Here is a 15,493-nt window from a genome sequence, read left to right as displayed (position 1 = left end):
ACCGGTGCCGCCGCGCCCGCTCCCGCCCCGTCCCCCGCGGCCGCGCCGCCAGGGTGCCGACGCGGCCACCGTGGGCACGGTCGTCGGCCTGGGCGTCGTGGCGCTGGGCGCCCTCATGCTCGCCGACCGGACGGGAACCTTCGACGGCCCGGTGTGGCTCACGGCGGGCGGGATCTTCCTCGTGCTGGCCGGGCTCGGCCGCATCTCCCTGGGCGTGCGCGGCCGACGCAGCGGGTTCCTCGGGTTCGCGACGCTCGTGGCCGCGCTCGTCTGGGTGCCGGGTGCGCTCGCGCACCAGGCCGACGGCTGGGAGGGCGGGTTCCCCGTGGTGTGGCAGAGCGACGCGCCCCGCGCGTCCGACCTCACCGTGACGAGCCGCAAGGTCGCCGCCAACGGCATCGACATGGGCGCCGGGCAGGCGCGCATCGACCTCACGGGTGTGCCGATCACCCGGGACACGCTCGACGTGCCGATCTCGCTGGGCGCCGGCGACCTCACCGTGGTCGTCCCCAGGGACGCGGCCGTGCGGGCCGAGGTCTCCGCGGGCGTCGGCACCGTCCGGTGGCGCCTGGACGGCGACCGCCAGGAGCGCAGCGGCATCGCGCTCGGCAACATCACGTTCGAGGACGAGGCCGCCGCCGCGGGCTCGCCCGACCTGGTGCTGAAGATCAGCTCGGGCATCGGCGAGGTCACCATCATCGAGGAGGACGCAGCATGAGCACCGACGAGACGCAGCCGCTCGGCACGACGTCGGAGGACACGCATGCCGACGCACCGCACGGCACGACGACCCCCGGCACGACGACCCCGGGCACGACGCCCGACGGCGCGGCCCCCGCGGCGGCGGCGTCCACCCACCCGGGTGTGCGGGTCAGCTCGATCGTCGGCGGCGTGATCACCGTGCTGCTCGGCGTCGGCGTCCTGCTGGTCGCGGCGGGGTACACGATCGACGTCCAGCTCGCGGCGATCGTCCTGCTCATCGCGGCCGGGGCCGGGCTCATCCTCGGGCCGCTGGTCCAGGGGCTGCGCCGCGGCAGGACCGCACCGCGCTGACACGACGACCGGGCGGCGCGGAGGAGGGTCCGCGCCGCCGGGGACGACCGAAGGCCGGCACCCGTACGGGTGCCGGCCTTCGTGCGTCTGCCGTCCGGTCCGCTCACCGGACCGCGCGACGCGCGACCCGTGGAGGGAACGGGTGCTCAGGCGTTCTGGACGCCGGCGCCCTCGACGCGCACGGCGATGCGGCGCAGGGTCTCGCCGGTGACGATGAAGACGACGCCGAGGCCGAAGACCAGGAGCGCGACGCCGAAGGCGACGACCGAGGTGAACAGCGAGGCCCGCAGGAACGAGCCGTTCATCATGGTCTCGCGGACCGGGTCCTCGCGGTCGAGCTGCGAGTAGGTCTTGCCACCCGACGCCTCGAGCGCGTGGTGGTTGATGATGTCGGCCTGCGCCCACGCCTCCCACGGCGTGTCGACGATCGCGCCACCGAACGCGGCGGCGTCCTCGGACACGGTGATCTGCTCGGCGCGCAGGTTGCTGGACACGGCGATCCAGGTGCCGGTGCCGGCGACGGCGAACAGGGCGCCGAAGACCATGACGACCAGGGCCAGGGCCTTGAGGTGGGCGGGCTTGCTCTGCACTGCGGACATTGTCGTTCTCCCCGATCGGCTTGCGGTGAACCCCCACGGTCGGGACCGCGGCGGTGCCGGTCCCGGTGAGCCGTCTTGCTCACGTGAGAAAGCGTCGTCGCAGGTGGAGCGCGACCCGTGGGACTCTGGTCCCTCCGGTCGACGCGGCGCATCACCCGTTCGGGTGACCCGCTTCTCGACCCCGGACCAAAGGCCCGACGCCCCGCAGGACCAGCGACGATACACGAAAGCGCAGGTCAGCCTCAGTTTCTCGGCACGCGGGCGTGCCCGGTGCGGCACCGGACGCCCGTTCCGCCCCCGATGTCCGGTCGCGAGCGGCTCTCCCCCGTGCGGACCGGGCTGGACGCGCGGGCCGCGGCGCGTCGCAGGTCAGCGTCCGGCGAGCGACGCGGCACGCGCGTACTGCGCGTCGGCCGCGGCCAGCACGTGGTCCCAGCCGAACGGCGGCGGGGTGCTGCGCGCACGCGCACGCATCGCCCCCAGCAGCTCACGGTCCCGTGCGAGCAGGACGACCGCCTCGGTCATCTCGGCGTCGTCGGCCACGAGGAACCCGTCGAGGCCGTCCGTGACGAACTCCCCGACGCCGGTCCCCGCGTGCGCGAGCACCGCGAGGCCGGACGTGCGCGCCTCGAGGGCCGCGATGCCGAACGCCTCGAGGCGCGCGGGGGCGAGGAACACGTCGGCGTCGGCGTAGGCGTCGCGCACCTGCGGGCGCGGCAGCCGTCCACGCAGGTCGACGCGGTCCTGCAGCCCCGTCGCGGCCACGCGTGCGCGGACGGCGTCGCGGGCCGGACCGTCGCCGATCAGCGTCAGCCGCAGCGCGGCCGGCGGCAGGCGACGGGCCGCGGCCGCGACCACGTCGACGAGCGGCACGGCCCGCTTGCGCGGCGCGAGGCGCATGGTCGCGACGAGGTGCACCGGGCCGTCGTCCGTCACCGGGACGTCCGGCGCAGGTGCCCACGCGTCGAGGTCGATGCCGTTGGGGACGACGTCGACGCGCGCGTCGAACAGCTCCCGCACGCGTCGGGCCGCGGCCGTGCTCACGGCGCTCAGCGCCGCGGGGACCTCGCGCCAGCGCGTGCGCCGCACGACCGGCCGCCCCAGCTCCGCGACGCCGTCGAGCATGCAGTGCCACGTGACCGCGGTCGGCAGGCCCAACGCGGTCGCGACGCGCACGCCGTCGAACGCGAACGGCGACACGACGCCCGCGTGCACGTGCACCGCGTCGGGGCGCAGGCCGACCAGCGCCTCGCGCGTCAGGCGCGCACCCGCGAGCGGGTTGACCGGCAGGTCGAACGGCAGGCGCGCACCCAGCCGGTGCACGTGGACGCCGTCCTCGACGTCCACGACGCCGCCCCGCTCGCCGGCCTCGCCGAGCGTCGCGGTGAGGACGTGCACGTCGTGACCGGCACGCACCTGGTGCCGCGCGAGGTCACCGACCTGCGTCTCGATGCCGCCCGTGCGGGGTGCGAAGCAGTCGGAGACGTGGACGACACGCACGGCTCAGGCCCGCGCGGACGCGGCCACGACCTGCTCGACGCGCGCCGTGGCGTCGGCGTGCACGCGCCGCTCGAGCACGAACGACATCACGGGCACGACGCCCGCGAGCGCCATCGTCACGAGCCGCCCGAGCTTCCAGCGCAGCGTCGACCACAGGTCGAACACCGTCACGAGGTACACGACGTACACCCAGCCGTGCACCATCGCGATGATGCGTGCGGCCTCCGAGCGCGGATCGCCCTCGACCGTGAACCCCGGGAGCTGCAGCACGTACTTGAGGACCATCTCGACGCACAGCAGCAGCAGCATCGCGCCCGTGACCCACGCCATGACGCGGTAGCGCCGCAGCGAGCCGCGGGCCTTGCGGGCCCAGGCGGCGTGGGTCGCGGCCGCCGCGCCGTCGTCGGTCGGGGTGCTCGTCGGCTCGGTGGTCACGCTGGTCCTCTCGTCGTCGCCGGTCACTCCCACTCGATCGTGCCCGGCGGCTTGCTCGTGACGTCGAGCACGACGCGGTTGACCTCGGGCACCTCGTTGGTGATGCGCGTCGAGATCGTCGCGAGCACGTCGTACGGCAGGCGGGTCCAGTCGGCGGTCATGGCGTCCTCCGACGACACGGGGCGCAGCACGACCGGGTGGCCGTAGGTGCGGCCGTCGCCCTGCACGCCGACCGACCGCACGTCGCCCAGCAGCACGACCGGGCACTGCCAGATCTCGCGGTCCAGGCCCGCGCGCGTGAGCTCCTCGCGCGCGATCGCGTCGGCCGCGCGCAGCGTGTCGAGCCGCTCGGCCGTGACCTCGCCGACGATCCGGATGCCCAGGCCGGGACCGGGGAACGGCTGGCGCCAGACGATCGCCTCGGGCACGCCCAGCTCGAGCCCGACCGCGCGCACCTCGTCCTTGAACAGCGTGCGCAGCGGCTCGACGAGCGCGAACTGCAGGTCGTCGGGCAGGCCGCCCACGTTGTGGTGCGACTTGATGTTGGCCGCGCCCTCGCCGCCGCCGGACTCCACGACGTCGGGGTACAGCGTCCCCTGCACGAGGAACTTCACGTCCTCGCCGTGCGCACCCGCGTCCTCGACGACCTCGCGCGCGGCGTCCTCGAACACGCGGATGAACTCGCGGCCGATGATCTTGCGCTTCGTCTCCGGGTCGGACACGCCCGCGAGCGCCGTGAGGAACCGCTCGCGCGCGTCGACGACCTTGAGCTGCACGCCCGTCGCGGCGACGAAGTCCTGCTCGACCTGCTCGGCCTCGCCCGTGCGCAGCAGCCCGTGGTCGACGAACACGCACGTGAGCTGGTCGCCGACGGCGCGCTGCACGAGCGCGGCCGCGACGGACGAGTCCACGCCGCCCGACAGGCCGCAGATGACGCGCGCGCCCCCGACCTGGGCGCGGATGCGCTCGACCTGCTCGGCGATGACGTTGCCGGGGTTCCAGTCGGGCGTCAGACCCGCACCCCGGTAGAGGAAGTTCTCGAGCGTGTCCTGGCCCAGCGGCGAGTGCTTGACCTCGGGGTGCCACTGCACGCCGTACAGGCGCCGCTCGCGGTCCTCGAACGCCGCGACGGGGCTGCCGGCGCTCGTCGCGAGCACCTCGAACCCCTCGGGCGCGGCGTGCACCGCGTCGCCGTGGCTCATCCACACGGTCTGCTGCTCGGGGCTGCCGCCGAGCACGGTCCCCGCGTCGGTGACCTCGACCGCCGTGCCGCCGTACTCGCGCTGCCCGGTCTGCGCGACCGTGCCGCCCAGGGCCTTGGCCATCGCCTGGAACCCGTAGCAGATGCCCAGCACCGGGACGCCGGCCTGGAACAGCTCGGGCCCGACGAACGGCGCACCGTCGGCGTACACCGACGAGGGGCCGCCGGACAGGATGATCGCGGCCGGGTCCTTCGCGAGCATCTGCTCGACCGTGGCGGTGTGCGGCACGATCTCGGAGTACACGTTCGCCTCGCGCACGCGGCGCGCGATCAGCTGCGCGTACTGCGCGCCGAAGTCGACGACGAGGACCGGCCGGTGGGTCGTGGGCTGCGCGGGCGTCGCGGGCTCGGGGGTCTGCGTCACGCGCACCAGCCTAGTGGCCCTCCCCCGTGCTCCGGCCCGGCGCTCACTGCGGCTCGAAGGTCAGGCTCTCCCCCACCTGGTCGATCAGCTCGTCGTCCACGGCACCGGTGAGCTGCACGGCCGCCGGCTGCTCCCGCCCCTCGCCGATCGCCCACAGCGCGCCCCTCAGCTGCGTGCCGTCCGCACCGTCGTACACGTAGCGGGCGTGGGCCAGGTCGGCGTCGACGTCGATCGGGTCGGGCGAGCGCTCGACGACCTCGTACCCGGGCATCTGCGGCATCGTCATCAGCAGGTGCTCGATCACGAGCCCGGCCTTCGGCCCGTTGCTCAGCACGTCGTACTCGACCGCGAGCTGCGCGACGACGTCACCGCCCTCCACGAGCTGCCACGCGTCCGTCCAGTAGTCGCCCTGGACGTCCTCGACGCGCTCCCAGCCCGGGGGCACCGCGAGTCGCAGCGCCCCCACGCGCTCGTCCTGCCAGCCCTCCGGCACGGTGCGCGCACCCTGCGACGAGCACGCTCCCAGGGTGAGCGCACCGATCAGGACGGCGGCGGCCGCGCGGACCGACTTCGACATGGACACTCCTCGGGTGGTCTGCGGGGACGGGGGGCGGGGCGGCTGCGGGCTCATCCGCAGGCGGCGTTCGGGAGGAACGGGCGAACGCCGTCCTCGCGGGGCGAGCCGAGGAACTGACCGTCGCGGACGGCGCGCTCCCCCTGGGTCCCGCTGATCTCGACACCGCCGCCCACGCCGGCGCTCACGCCGACGCCGACTCTGCCGGAGGAGTCGGTGGCCGCGTACACGTTACGGGAGGTCTTGCCCGACTCGTAGAGCAGCTGCATCATCGCGTCGTCGGGCGCCGGGCTGCTGGGGACCACCGGCGTGAGCGGCAGCTCCGCGGCCGCGCCGCCGAACCGCTCGTCGAGCCAGCCCTCGACGAGCTCACGGTTGTCCCGCGTCACGTCCAGCGTGGTCGTCGTGACGACCAGGTCGTTGGGGTCGTGGCTGCCGCCGCCGGACGGCGAGTACGTGTTGGGCTTGCTGTGGCGGCCCGGCGGCTGCGTCTCGAGCTCGACGTCCAGACCGAACGCCGCGTACGCGCCGGCGCGTTCCGTGGTGCTGAACGACAGGGACCGGACCCTCATCTGCGCGTCGTACGTGACGGAGAGCGCACCGGTGCGCGACGCCTGCGCGCCGACACCGCCGACGAGCACGGTGGCCTGCGCCGACGCCGACCCCTCGGCCGCGTAGGTCCACGTCACGGTGTCATCCAGCGCGTTGTGCTCGCGCGTGACGGTCACGCCCGCCGACGCCTGGGCCGAGGCGCTCGCGACCGTGAGGGCACCGGGCCGGTCCTCGCCCTCGACCGTGCTCTCCATGCCGACGGCCGCGTTCACGCCCACCTGTGCCGTCGCGCCGCCCCGGTGCGACGTCACGTCGGGCGCGCGGGGCTCCCGCGCCCCCCACAGGGTCCCCGCACCGATCCAGCGCCACTTCGACTGGGAGAAGTAGGCCTCCGCGTTCTCCTTGAACGCCGGCCACTCCTCGGTGGGGACGATCCAGGTGTCGCCGTGCTGGTACGTGCCCTCGACCGAGGCCGACGCGCTGGCGCCGACGGCACCGGCCTCACCCTCGACCTTCGCCTGGAGTCCGGCGGACGCACCGTTCGTCACGGTGGCGTGCACCTCGCCCTCCTTGCCGCCGTACTCCGTGACCTGCAGACCCCAGTCCGTGCCGAGCTTGACGAAGCCGATGTCGACGCCGACCCCGCCGCCCTGCGACGTCTCCGAGAGCATGCAGACGCCGGGCCGCAGGTCCTCGTCGGTGGGTGCCTCGCCCGAGGCAGACACCGCTCCGCACGCTCCGCCACCCTCGAACGCGCTCTTCACGCGGCAGACCGCAGACTCGGTCATGCCCGGGAACGCCAGCGCCGCACCCACCACGGCCACCACGAGCAGCGCCCCGACCACGAGGATGCCCTGGTACTCGATCGTCCCTGCGCCCCGGTCGTCCCATCGCCGTCGCCGCGTCGCCGCGTCGCGCTCGCCGCGCCGCGGCTCCCCCTGCCCGTGCATCCCCTGAGTCACGGGCCAGACGGTAGGGGATGCCCGATTCGTGCCGGTGGGTCCGCAGGCCCGGGGGCGCGGGCCGCGCAACACCTCGCCCCGGTCTCACCCCGACGACTCGGCCGTCCGGGTGACCTCAGGTGTACGAGGGCCGCTCGCGACGGCTCGCGGGCGCGCTCGCGAGCAGGACGGCAGCACCCCCGACCAGCACCCAGAGCACCAGGTCCAGCACCATCGAGGGAGCCCCGGGGTCGGTCACCAGCTGCGCCGCGTACGTGCGCCCCTGCCACGTCGACGGGCTCAGGACGTACCCCAGCAGCAGCCCGACGCCGGCGCCCAGGCGCAGCTGGGGTCGCGACAGCGCCAGGAGCCGCCCCCGGACCGCGAACCACGACGACAGCAGCAGCGCGAGGGTGACGAGCAGCGCGCGCAGCGCGGCTCCGGCCGCGGCCTCGCGCGTCTGGTCGGCCACGTAGCCGGCGGCGAGCGAGGCCAGCACCGTGCCCAGCACGGTGGTCACGGCCATCTGCGCGACGAGAGCGGGTCGCATGGGCATCCCTTCGGTCGGTCGGCGCGACCGGCGACGTGCGCCGTCGTCACGGTCCCGACCGACGCTAACGACGCCGGACCGGCGCCGATGGGCCCACGCGCCCACGCGTGCGCCGCACCCGGGCCCGCGGTCCGCGGGCCCGGGCACCTACGCCGTGGCCCGCAGCGCACGCCGCGTGAGCAGACCCAGCACGAGCAGCACCGGCGCGAGCACGAGGACGACGAGACCGAAGCCCTGCGACCGCCCACCCACCGGGTCGGGCGAGACCGCGACCTCCTCGAGGCCCGTGCCCACGCACGTGACGGTCGCCGCGGCACCGGTGCCGGCCGTGACGCCCAGCAACTCCCAGGAGCCGGAGCCACCCGCGTCGTCCACGCGCACGGGCCGGTCGCCCGTGCCGCGGGGCAGCTCGGTCACGGGCTCACCGGACGACCGAGCGGTCGTGCACGTCGCGCCCGTGCCCGCCGGTCGGCCCCAGACCGCGGCGTCACGGCCGCCCGGCAGGAGCTGGACCGCGTCGCCCGCGGCGCCGGTCGAGCGCATCTCGACCGGCGGCGGTGCACCGGGTCCCGAGCCGACGACCAGCAGGATCCCGATGACCAGAAGGAACGGCGCACCGAGCAGCGCGACCCACGACCACAGCGTCGCGGCACGCCGCAGGTTGGTCCCCGTGAAGACCGCCACGTCAGGACACCGTGACCGACTGGAGCACGCCGTGCGCGCCCGAGTCGTCGAAGCCCTCGAGCGGTGCGATCACCGCGACGACGGCCTGCGCCTCGTCGTCGAGGTCGAGGACGAGGTACTCGTACCTCATCTCGACGTCGCCGTCGTCGGTGGTGAGCGTCGCGGTGTACGCGACGAAGCCCGCGGCCTGCGCCCCCGTCCACGCCAGCTGCTCGGTGACGACGTCCTGCGCACCGAGCGTGGCGTCCCCGACGGTGACGAGGTTGTCGACCGCGCCGTCGACGTCGCGCGACCGCTCCGGCGTCACGGTGACGTGCACGCCCGTGCCGGGCCCGTCGGCCGTCGAGCGCAGCGCGAACGCCTCGTCGCCGTCGCCGGACGGCGCGGTGGCGAAGGGCTCCCACTCCGGCGGGGCGTGCAGCGTGACCGGTCCCACCGCGTGCTGGTCCCAGGCCGAGGGCGCCGCACCGGGCGCGATCTCCTCACCCCCCGGGGGCGCGCCCGACGAGCAGGCGGCGAGCGCCGCCGCGGGCAGGACGAGCAGGGCGACGAGCAGCCGGCGCACCGGCGTCCCTCGTGTGGTCACGGCGTGCTCCTGTCGGTCGGCTGCAGGTCGTGGACGATCACACCACACACTCCGGACGCTCGACGAAGCCCGTGCCGTCGTAGTACCGGTAGCCGGTCGTCGAGCGCGAGCTCTCGATCGCCGACAGGTTGAGGCCGAGCTCGACGCCGACCTTGCCCTGGGCGTTGACCGCGTCCTGCGTCGTGGACGTCGTGTACGTCTGCTCGTAGATGAAGCCCCGGTCGGCGGCCGCGGTGCCCAGGTCGACGCCCAGGTCCACCGGGTTGAAGCGGTCGAGCACCGTCTGGGCGACGTCGACGCGGTCGGTGACGCCCGGGTAGTAGGGCACACCCACGGCGTGCAGGACGCGCGTGGCGAGCCGGCGGTCCGCGTCGGTCGCGAGCGGGATCTCCACGACCCGCTCGGTGTACGACGGGTCGCCGTCGATGCCGCCCGCGCCCGAGTAGCTCTCGTCGCCCACCGCGTTCCAGGACGTCACGCTGCGCAGCCGGAAGGCGATCGGGTTGCCGTCCGCGTCGCGGTCGACCTCGACCACGGCCGTCGCCTCGCCGTCGAGCGTGAACTGCTTGTAGATGTCGTAGCCGGCGCCCGTGACCGCGTGCCCCTCGAGGCCGCCGCTCAGCCCCATCGACGCGCGCAGGTAGTCCGTCGACGTGCCGTCCTTGCGGTTGGTGCGGCCCAGGTAGGCGGCGAGGGTCGCCTCGGCGTCAGCCGTGGCGACGAGCGCGGTCGCCCCCGCCGACGCGTCGCCCTCGATGCCGCCCTCGACGAACCACTCGTCCGCCTCGAGCTGCTCGAACTCGTTGCTGCCGCCGAGCTGCTCGTTGATCCAGTCGGCGCCGTCCCGCAGCGGGTTGTCGTCGCCGAACCAGAAGTCCTTCGTCTCGTCGTTCTTCTTGTGGTCGAGGATGCGACGCGCCTCCTCGGGCGTCCGGGCGATGTACGACTCGCCGCCGCCGATGACGACCGCGGCGCTCGCGTCGGCCGTCGCGCCCACGCCGTACGTCTCGTTGTCGTTGGTGACGCTGACGTCGAAGCCGACCCCGACGCCGATGCCCACGCCACCTTCGCGCGCACGCGTCAGGCGGTAGGTGCCGTCGCCGAGCTGCTCGATGACCCACCGTTCACCGCCCTCGACGGTGACGACGACGGTCAGCGAGCCGCTGTCGTCGCGCCCGGTGGACGAGACCACGCACTGCTCCGGCGGCACGTAGTCCTCGGGGTCGCGCCCCGGGCTCGGGTCGCAGCCCCCGCCCATGTCGAAGGCCTCGGCGATGCGGCAGACGGCCGCCTCGGCGTGCTCGCGCGCCCGCAGCGACGTGAGCGACAGGACGACCGCGGTGATCAGCACCGCCGCGATCGTGAGGATGCCGATGTACTCGAGGGTGCCGACGCCCGCGTCGCCCCGCAGGCCCCGCGCCCGTGCGAGGTGCAGCCGCCGGATCACGCGTACGCCGCCGTCCGCACGTCGCGACGGGCCACCGCCGCGACCCCGACGACGACCACGAGCCACAGCACGAGGTCGAGCGCCAGCGTGGCCACGCCCGCGTCCGCCACCAGCTGCCCCGCGTACGTCCGCGCGGCCCACGTGAACGGGTCGGCCACGAAGCCGACGAGCGCCGCGAGCGCCACCACGGCCACGTCGCGGCGGCGCGTGTCGGCGACCGCCATGCCGCGCCAGGTCACGCCGACGAGCACGAGCGTCACCAGGACCGTCTTGAGCAGCAGGGCGGGCACCGGCGCCAGCCCGGCGAGGGCGACCATGCCGGCCGCCCACGCGACGACGCAGGCGCCCGCCGCGTAGGCCGCGGTCATCACCGCGAGTCGGATGAACGACACGTCCAGCTCCTCACCGGCGGGCCCGGGCTCCCGCACGGGAACATCGTCCCGGGGCGAGGGCCGCGCGCGATGGGTCGTGGGGTGCGCGCGGACACGGCGCCGGTGGGCCCGTGGGCCCGGGCGTCAGCCCTCGACGGCGGCCTCGCGCACGACGATGCTCTCCTCGATACCCCGCACGACGTCCTCGGGCAGATCGCGCCCGGTGAGCTGGAGCCCGACCGTCGAGCCCGAACCGGGGTCGGCCGCGGCCCAGAACACACCGGCGACGTCGTCGTAGGAGAAGTCGTTGCGCCGGACCTCGAGCGTGTCCTCGTCGACCGGGGTGGACATCGCGGTGGAGCTGTACCCCCAGCCGGCGACCTGCGCACCGGCCACGAACGAGTCCAGCGCCTGCTCGGCGCCGTCCTCGCCCAGCGCGGGCGCACCGACGAGGAGCACCGACCCTGCGTCCGGATCGGCGTCGGTCGACCAGCCGACGCTCCACAGGGGGTCGGGCTGCGGCACCTCGACCCAGTCCCCCGGCACGGCGAAGGAGAGCGCGCCCGAGCCGACACGCTGCCAGCCCTCGGGCGTGGCGGGCTCGGCCGTCCGCGGCGCGGAGCACGCGGCCAGGAGCGTCGCGGCGAGCACGGTTCCGGTCAGTGTCAGGGCGGCGCGGCGACGCACGGTCAGACTCCCTCGGCGTAGGACGGGCGCGTGGACGGCTTCCAGCGTAGGTGGGCGAGCAGGCCGCCGAGGCCACCGGTGAGCAGGAGGACGACGACCGGCACCGCGAGGTCCGCCGCGCGGACGCCGGCCGGGACGTCGGCGCGGGCCGCCGCCTGCACCGCGCTCACCGTGGTGAGCACGGCGGCGGCCACCGCGGGGACCGCGACCGCGACGAGACCGCGCGTGCGCGGCGGCCGCGCGCCGGCGCGGGCGGTCGCGACCAGGACCGCGGTGAGGCCCGCGACGAGCGGCGGGACCACCAGCAGCGGCCACGCCGCGACCGGCGCTCCCGAGCGGGTCGAGGCGACGCCCACCAGGACCGCACCGGCGGCGAGCACCACCAGGTACACGAGGGTGCCGGACACCCACGCCCACGCGAGCCTTCTCATCGATCGGTCCTCCCCGTCACGAGCACAGCGCGTCGTCGACGAGCTGGCGGCTGCCGTCCTGCGTCGGAGCCCCGAGGAACGACGCGTCGACCTTGGTCGCGGTGGCCTCCTCGGCGCTGATGTTGAAGCCGAACTCCCAGCCCTTCTTCACCGCCGCCCCGAACTCCCACGAGTCCTTGACGTTGTGGTACGTGACCTGGCTGAGCTTCGCCTGCTCGTACATGAGCTGCATGAACGGGTCGTCGGAGGGCTGGTCGGGGACCATCGCCGAGAACGGCAGCGCGAACGTCTGCCCCGCGGCGTTGCCGTCGATCCACTCCTGGACCATCGCGCGGTTCTCGTCCGTGACGTCGAGCTTGGTCGTGGTCACCACCGACCGCGTCTCACCCTCCTTGAGGCTGCCGTTCGCCGACTTGAACGTCGAGTTGCCGAAGCTCGCGCTGCCGCCGATCTCGTAGGACGACTTGAACGCGATCTGCGCGAGGTTGCCGTCCTTGTCGTAGGTCGTCGTGAACGCACCCGTGACCGCGCCCTCGCCGGTCGCGTGCCCGACGATCATGCTGCCGCCGAGCGTGCCCTTGCCGGACAGCTCGTACGTGTAGCTCTTGCTCCCCGAGTCCTTGTCGTTCATCACGACGACCGAGCCGCCCGCGGACAGCGAGCCGTTCACACCCAGCTTCGGGTCGATGAGCTTGTCGTTGCCGTTCGCGTCCTTGCTCGTGCCGGGGATGCGTGCGCCCGCGCTCGCCTTCAGCGCGGCCTCCAGCGAGATCTTGCTGTAGGTGACGCTCGGGTCCTTCGGCGCGTCCACCCAGCCGTCGGTCAGCCACAGGTAGATCGAGTAGCCCGCCGCACCCTCGCCCTTGAGCTGCTGCTGCTGGATGAGGTAGTCGTCGAGCTGACCCTTCATCGAGTTCCACTGGTCCGCGGAGTCGAAGTTCCAGGTCGAGCCGTACTCGAACTTCAGGTCGCCACCGAGACTGACGTCGACCCCGGCGTTGTCACCGTCGCCCAGCTTGCCCGCGTCGAAGGTCTTCGACCCGAGCGAGGCGTTCGCGCCCACGCCGGCGCCGTCCGTGAGCGTGGCGCGCACGGTGCCGTCAGAGAACTCCTGGACGATGAACCCGGAGCTGTCGCTCAGCTTGATGAACCAGATCTTCACCTCGGCCGAGTACTTCTCGGAGGTCTGCGCGAGCATGCACACGCCGGGGTGGAAGTCCATGTCGTCGGACGCCTCGGGCACCGCCGGCGTGTCGCACGCGCCCGACGTGCCGTCGAGGGCGGCCGAGATCCGGCACATCGTGGACGACGCGTAGGGCGCGAGCCCGGCGACGCCCAGCACCGACACGGTGATGAGCAGCGCTGCGAGCGTCAGGATCCCGACGTACTCGAGCGTGCCCACGCCGGTGTCGTCGCCGGCCCGTCGCCGGCGCGGCGTGACGCCGCCTTCCTCCACGTCGACCTCCGAAGTCTCGAGTCCTGCTGACCTGCTGGACACTAGGCCGCACCGTGCGGCGTGCCGAGGGCCCACGGATCCAGGCACGCGGACGCGCGCCCGGGCCCGGGTGGGCCCGAGGACCCGGTCGACGTCAGCGCCAGGTGACAGCCACGCCCGGCACGGGCTCCAGCCCGGGCAGCGCGACGGTCACGGACGTCGTGCCCTCGGTCAGCGGGGGCAGCAGCGCCTGCACGACGGTGCCGTCCTCACCGAGGCGGTACGGGAACTCGCTGCAGGCGCACCCCAGGTCGCTCTCGCCCGACACGTCGAGGATCGTGTACGGCTGCAGCCGCCACCCTGCGGCCTCGTCCACGACCTCGACGCCCCGGACGTCGGTGAACACGCCGCGGCTCTCCGACCACCGGCTCGGGGACCCCGTGTCGTCGCCGCGCAGCACGACGACGAGCTCGGTGCCCGCCGCGTCGGCGACCACCGAGACGATCTGCGCCTCGACCTGGCCGCCCTCGATCTCCCCGGACGCGCTGCCCACGTCCTCGAGGTCGTCGAGCGTGCCGTCACCGAGCACGCTCGACGCGAACCCCTCGACGGTGTAGTCGTGGTCCTGCCCGGCGTCGGCGGTGGCGGCACCGCCGGACGACGAGGGCGCCGGGGCGGGCTCGTCGGAGCTGCAGCCCGCGACCAGCAGCACACCGGCCGCGAGCGCGGCCACGACGGTCGTGCGGCTCATCGGGTCGCCTCCTGGACCTGGTAGCTCACCGTCACGCGGCGGTTGAGCTGCATGTTCTCCGGCGAGGTGTTCGGTGCGACGGGCTCCGACTCCCCGCGCCCCTCGGCCACGAACGTCACCGCCGTGCCGGACGCGGGCTGGAGCGCGGCGACCACGGCGGCCGCACGCTGCTCCGACAGGGTCTGGTTCGACGAGTCCGAGCCGTCCGAGTCGGTGTGCCCGACGACGCGCACCTCACCGGTGCCGCGCGCCGCGATGTCGGCCGCGAGCCGGGCGATGGCGTCCTGCGAGGCGGCCGTGAGCGTCGCCGAGGACTTGTCGAACAGCACGTCCGCCGCGAGGGTCGCGTCCACCTCCTCGGCCGTCTCGGCGACGTCCGTCACCTCGTCGACCGACCCGCGGTGCTGCACCAGCGGACGCACCGACCAGGGCGCCTCGGCGCCCGCGAGCGCGTCGCCCTCGGCGATCTTCGGCCAGCCCTCGCCCGCCTGCGGGACGAGGTCGTCGGCCACCGGCTCCAGCGCGCCGTCCTCGACCGGGACCCCGGTCACGGCCGCGCGCGCGTCACCGACGAGCACGTCGACGGTGCGTGTCCCGGCCGGCAGCTCGGGGAACACGGCCCACAGCACGACGAGCTCACCGGGCTTCAGCGCGCGGAACTCGCTCACGTCGCTCGAGTACGGCGCGGCGTCACCGCCGCGCAGCGGCACGTACGCGGTCATCCCGGGGCGGTCGACGAGGGTCACCGCGGCGAGCGCGCTGCTCTCGTAGTCGCGCGACCGGGTGAAGATCGACGACAGCGGCAACGAGCGCGACGCGGAAGCGGGGAGCCCCAGGGACAGGTAGACCGCGGTACCGCCCTCGACGCGACGCACGCCGTGCACCGCACCCCGGACGAGGTCGCGCGACGCGTTGCCCGCGGCCCGCAGCGAGAACGTCCCGTGGACGGGCACATCGACGCCCGCCACGTCGACCGTCGACCCGGGCTCCGGCGCGGCGGCCGCGTGCGCGGGTGCCGTCGGGAGCGTCAGGGCGGCGGCCGCCAGGAGGGCGACCGGCCACCGGGGGGTTCGACGGGGGCGTGTCTGCATCGGGCGGCCTCCACGGATCGGGACGGTTCGGGCGGCGGTCATCGTCTCACGAGCCTCGGCTCGAGGCGCGCCTCGACCCACGCGCGGCCGTCGCGTCGGGCCTCGGCCAGGCTGCGGTCCCAGTCGGAGCGGAACGTCGAGCCGTCCGACGCACGGCACGAGAACCGGTGCTCCGAGCCCC

Annotated in this window: 18 protein-coding genes; 2 read left to right on the top strand and 16 right to left on the bottom strand. The window is 74.3% G+C overall.

Annotated elements, in window-relative coordinates; genetic code table 11:
* Together ATM99_RS05230 and ATM99_RS05225 are read left to right on the top strand one after the other, a co-directional pair.
* Positions 1-718, top strand: a 718-nt coding sequence (locus ATM99_RS05230) for a LiaF domain-containing protein (RefSeq protein ID WP_223304807.1), incomplete at its 5' end; no start/stop codon positions are given.
* Positions 715-1,053: a hypothetical protein gene (locus ATM99_RS05225; RefSeq protein ID WP_062101871.1), complete on the top strand. Its 339-nt coding sequence runs from the start codon at positions 715-717 to the stop codon at positions 1,051-1,053. The genes ATM99_RS05230 and ATM99_RS05225, both read left to right, overlap by 4 nt.
* Before the next feature lie 146 nt (positions 1,054-1,199).
* Here ATM99_RS05225 and ATM99_RS05220 read toward each other — a convergent pair whose 3' ends face one another.
* From ATM99_RS05220 to ATM99_RS05145, 16 genes are all read right to left on the bottom strand, one after another.
* Positions 1,200-1,652, bottom strand: coding sequence for a hypothetical protein (locus tag ATM99_RS05220; RefSeq protein WP_062101870.1), 453 nt, complete (start codon positions 1,650-1,652; stop codon positions 1,200-1,202).
* A gap of 369 nt (positions 1,653-2,021) precedes the next feature.
* On the bottom strand, positions 2,022-3,152 hold the full coding sequence (locus ATM99_RS05215) for a glycosyltransferase family 4 protein (RefSeq protein ID WP_062101869.1): 1,131 nt from the start codon (positions 3,150-3,152) through the stop codon (positions 2,022-2,024).
* Positions 3,153-3,155: 3 nt separating this feature from the next.
* The gene (locus ATM99_RS05210; RefSeq protein ID WP_062101873.1) at positions 3,156-3,587 is read right to left on the bottom strand and encodes a DUF3817 domain-containing protein; all 432 of its coding nucleotides are present in this window, start codon (positions 3,585-3,587) and stop codon (positions 3,156-3,158) included.
* A gap of 23 nt (positions 3,588-3,610) precedes the next feature.
* A complete protein-coding gene (gene guaA, locus ATM99_RS05205; protein WP_062101868.1) occupies positions 3,611-5,212 on the bottom strand; it encodes a glutamine-hydrolyzing GMP synthase in 1,602 nt (533 codons plus the stop codon).
* A 43-nt stretch (positions 5,213-5,255) separates the two neighbouring features.
* Positions 5,256-5,789 (bottom strand): hypothetical protein, encoded by a 534-nt coding sequence (locus tag ATM99_RS05200; protein ID WP_062101867.1) that lies wholly within the window; start codon positions 5,787-5,789, stop codon positions 5,256-5,258.
* A gap of 50 nt (positions 5,790-5,839) precedes the next feature.
* Positions 5,840-7,300 (bottom strand): hypothetical protein, encoded by a 1,461-nt coding sequence (locus tag ATM99_RS05195; RefSeq protein WP_150118150.1) that lies wholly within the window; start codon positions 7,298-7,300, stop codon positions 5,840-5,842.
* 115 nt (positions 7,301-7,415) lie between these two features.
* The gene (locus ATM99_RS18840; RefSeq protein ID WP_150118149.1) at positions 7,416-7,829 is read right to left on the bottom strand and encodes a hypothetical protein; all 414 of its coding nucleotides are present in this window, start codon (positions 7,827-7,829) and stop codon (positions 7,416-7,418) included.
* A gap of 147 nt (positions 7,830-7,976) precedes the next feature.
* Complete coding sequence (locus ATM99_RS05185) at positions 7,977-8,513, bottom strand: hypothetical protein (protein WP_062101864.1); 537 nt, start codon at positions 8,511-8,513, stop codon at positions 7,977-7,979.
* Between the two features lies 1 nt (position 8,514).
* Positions 8,515-9,099: a hypothetical protein gene (locus ATM99_RS05180; RefSeq protein ID WP_150118148.1), complete on the bottom strand. Its 585-nt coding sequence runs from the start codon at positions 9,097-9,099 to the stop codon at positions 8,515-8,517.
* A 37-nt stretch (positions 9,100-9,136) separates the two neighbouring features.
* A complete protein-coding gene (locus ATM99_RS05175) occupies positions 9,137-10,546 on the bottom strand; it encodes a hypothetical protein (RefSeq protein ID WP_062101862.1) in 1,410 nt (469 codons plus the stop codon).
* Positions 10,543-10,938 carry a hypothetical protein gene (locus ATM99_RS05170; RefSeq protein WP_150118147.1) on the bottom strand — a complete coding sequence of 132 codons (396 nt, stop codon included), beginning with the start codon at positions 10,936-10,938 and terminating at the stop codon, positions 10,543-10,545. The genes ATM99_RS05175 and ATM99_RS05170 overlap by 4 nt, the downstream gene beginning before the upstream one ends.
* A 123-nt stretch (positions 10,939-11,061) precedes the next feature.
* On the bottom strand, positions 11,062-11,604 hold the full coding sequence (locus ATM99_RS05165; RefSeq protein ID WP_062101860.1) for a hypothetical protein: 543 nt from the start codon (positions 11,602-11,604) through the stop codon (positions 11,062-11,064).
* A 2-nt stretch (positions 11,605-11,606) separates the two neighbouring features.
* Positions 11,607-12,035 carry a hypothetical protein gene (locus ATM99_RS05160; protein WP_150118146.1) on the bottom strand — a complete coding sequence of 143 codons (429 nt, stop codon included), beginning with the start codon at positions 12,033-12,035 and terminating at the stop codon, positions 11,607-11,609.
* 16 nt (positions 12,036-12,051) lie between these two features.
* Positions 12,052-13,437, bottom strand: coding sequence for a hypothetical protein (locus ATM99_RS05155; RefSeq protein WP_150118145.1), 1,386 nt, complete (start codon positions 13,435-13,437; stop codon positions 12,052-12,054).
* A gap of 187 nt (positions 13,438-13,624) precedes the next feature.
* On the bottom strand, positions 13,625-14,221 hold the full coding sequence (locus ATM99_RS05150; RefSeq protein WP_062101857.1) for a hypothetical protein: 597 nt from the start codon (positions 14,219-14,221) through the stop codon (positions 13,625-13,627).
* Positions 14,218-15,312, bottom strand: coding sequence for an OmpA family protein (locus ATM99_RS05145; RefSeq protein ID WP_062101856.1), 1,095 nt, complete (start codon positions 15,310-15,312; stop codon positions 14,218-14,220). The genes ATM99_RS05150 and ATM99_RS05145 overlap by 4 nt, the downstream gene beginning before the upstream one ends.
* Positions 15,313-15,493: the final 181 nt, after the last annotated feature.

Source organism: Cellulomonas sp. B6, assembly GCF_001462455.1.
In the GTDB taxonomy this organism is placed as follows: Bacteria; Actinomycetota; Actinomycetes; order Actinomycetales; family Cellulomonadaceae; genus Cellulomonas.
This window is presented reverse-complemented; position numbering and strand designations above follow the sequence as displayed.

What these genes read in the sequence shown, in the direction of transcription:
- ATM99_RS05220 (WP_062101870.1), bottom strand. Translation starts at nt 1,652, where the DNA reads ATGTCCGCAGTGCAGAGCAAGCCCGCCCACCTCAAGGCCCTGGCCCTG.
- ATM99_RS05225 (WP_062101871.1), top strand. Translation starts at nt 715, where the DNA reads ATGAGCACCGACGAGACGCAGCCGCTCGGCACGACGTCGGAGGACACG.
- ATM99_RS05160 (WP_150118146.1), bottom strand. Translation starts at nt 12,035, where the DNA reads ATGAGAAGGCTCGCGTGGGCGTGGGTGTCCGGCACCCTCGTGTACCTG.
- ATM99_RS18840 (WP_150118149.1), bottom strand. Translation starts at nt 7,829, where the DNA reads ATGCGACCCGCTCTCGTCGCGCAGATGGCCGTGACCACCGTGCTGGGC.
- ATM99_RS05200 (WP_062101867.1), bottom strand. Translation starts at nt 5,789, where the DNA reads ATGTCGAAGTCGGTCCGCGCGGCCGCCGCCGTCCTGATCGGTGCGCTC.
- ATM99_RS05150 (WP_062101857.1), bottom strand. Translation starts at nt 14,221, where the DNA reads ATGAGCCGCACGACCGTCGTGGCCGCGCTCGCGGCCGGTGTGCTGCTG.
- ATM99_RS05145 (WP_062101856.1), bottom strand. Translation starts at nt 15,312, where the DNA reads ATGCAGACACGCCCCCGTCGAACCCCCCGGTGGCCGGTCGCCCTCCTG.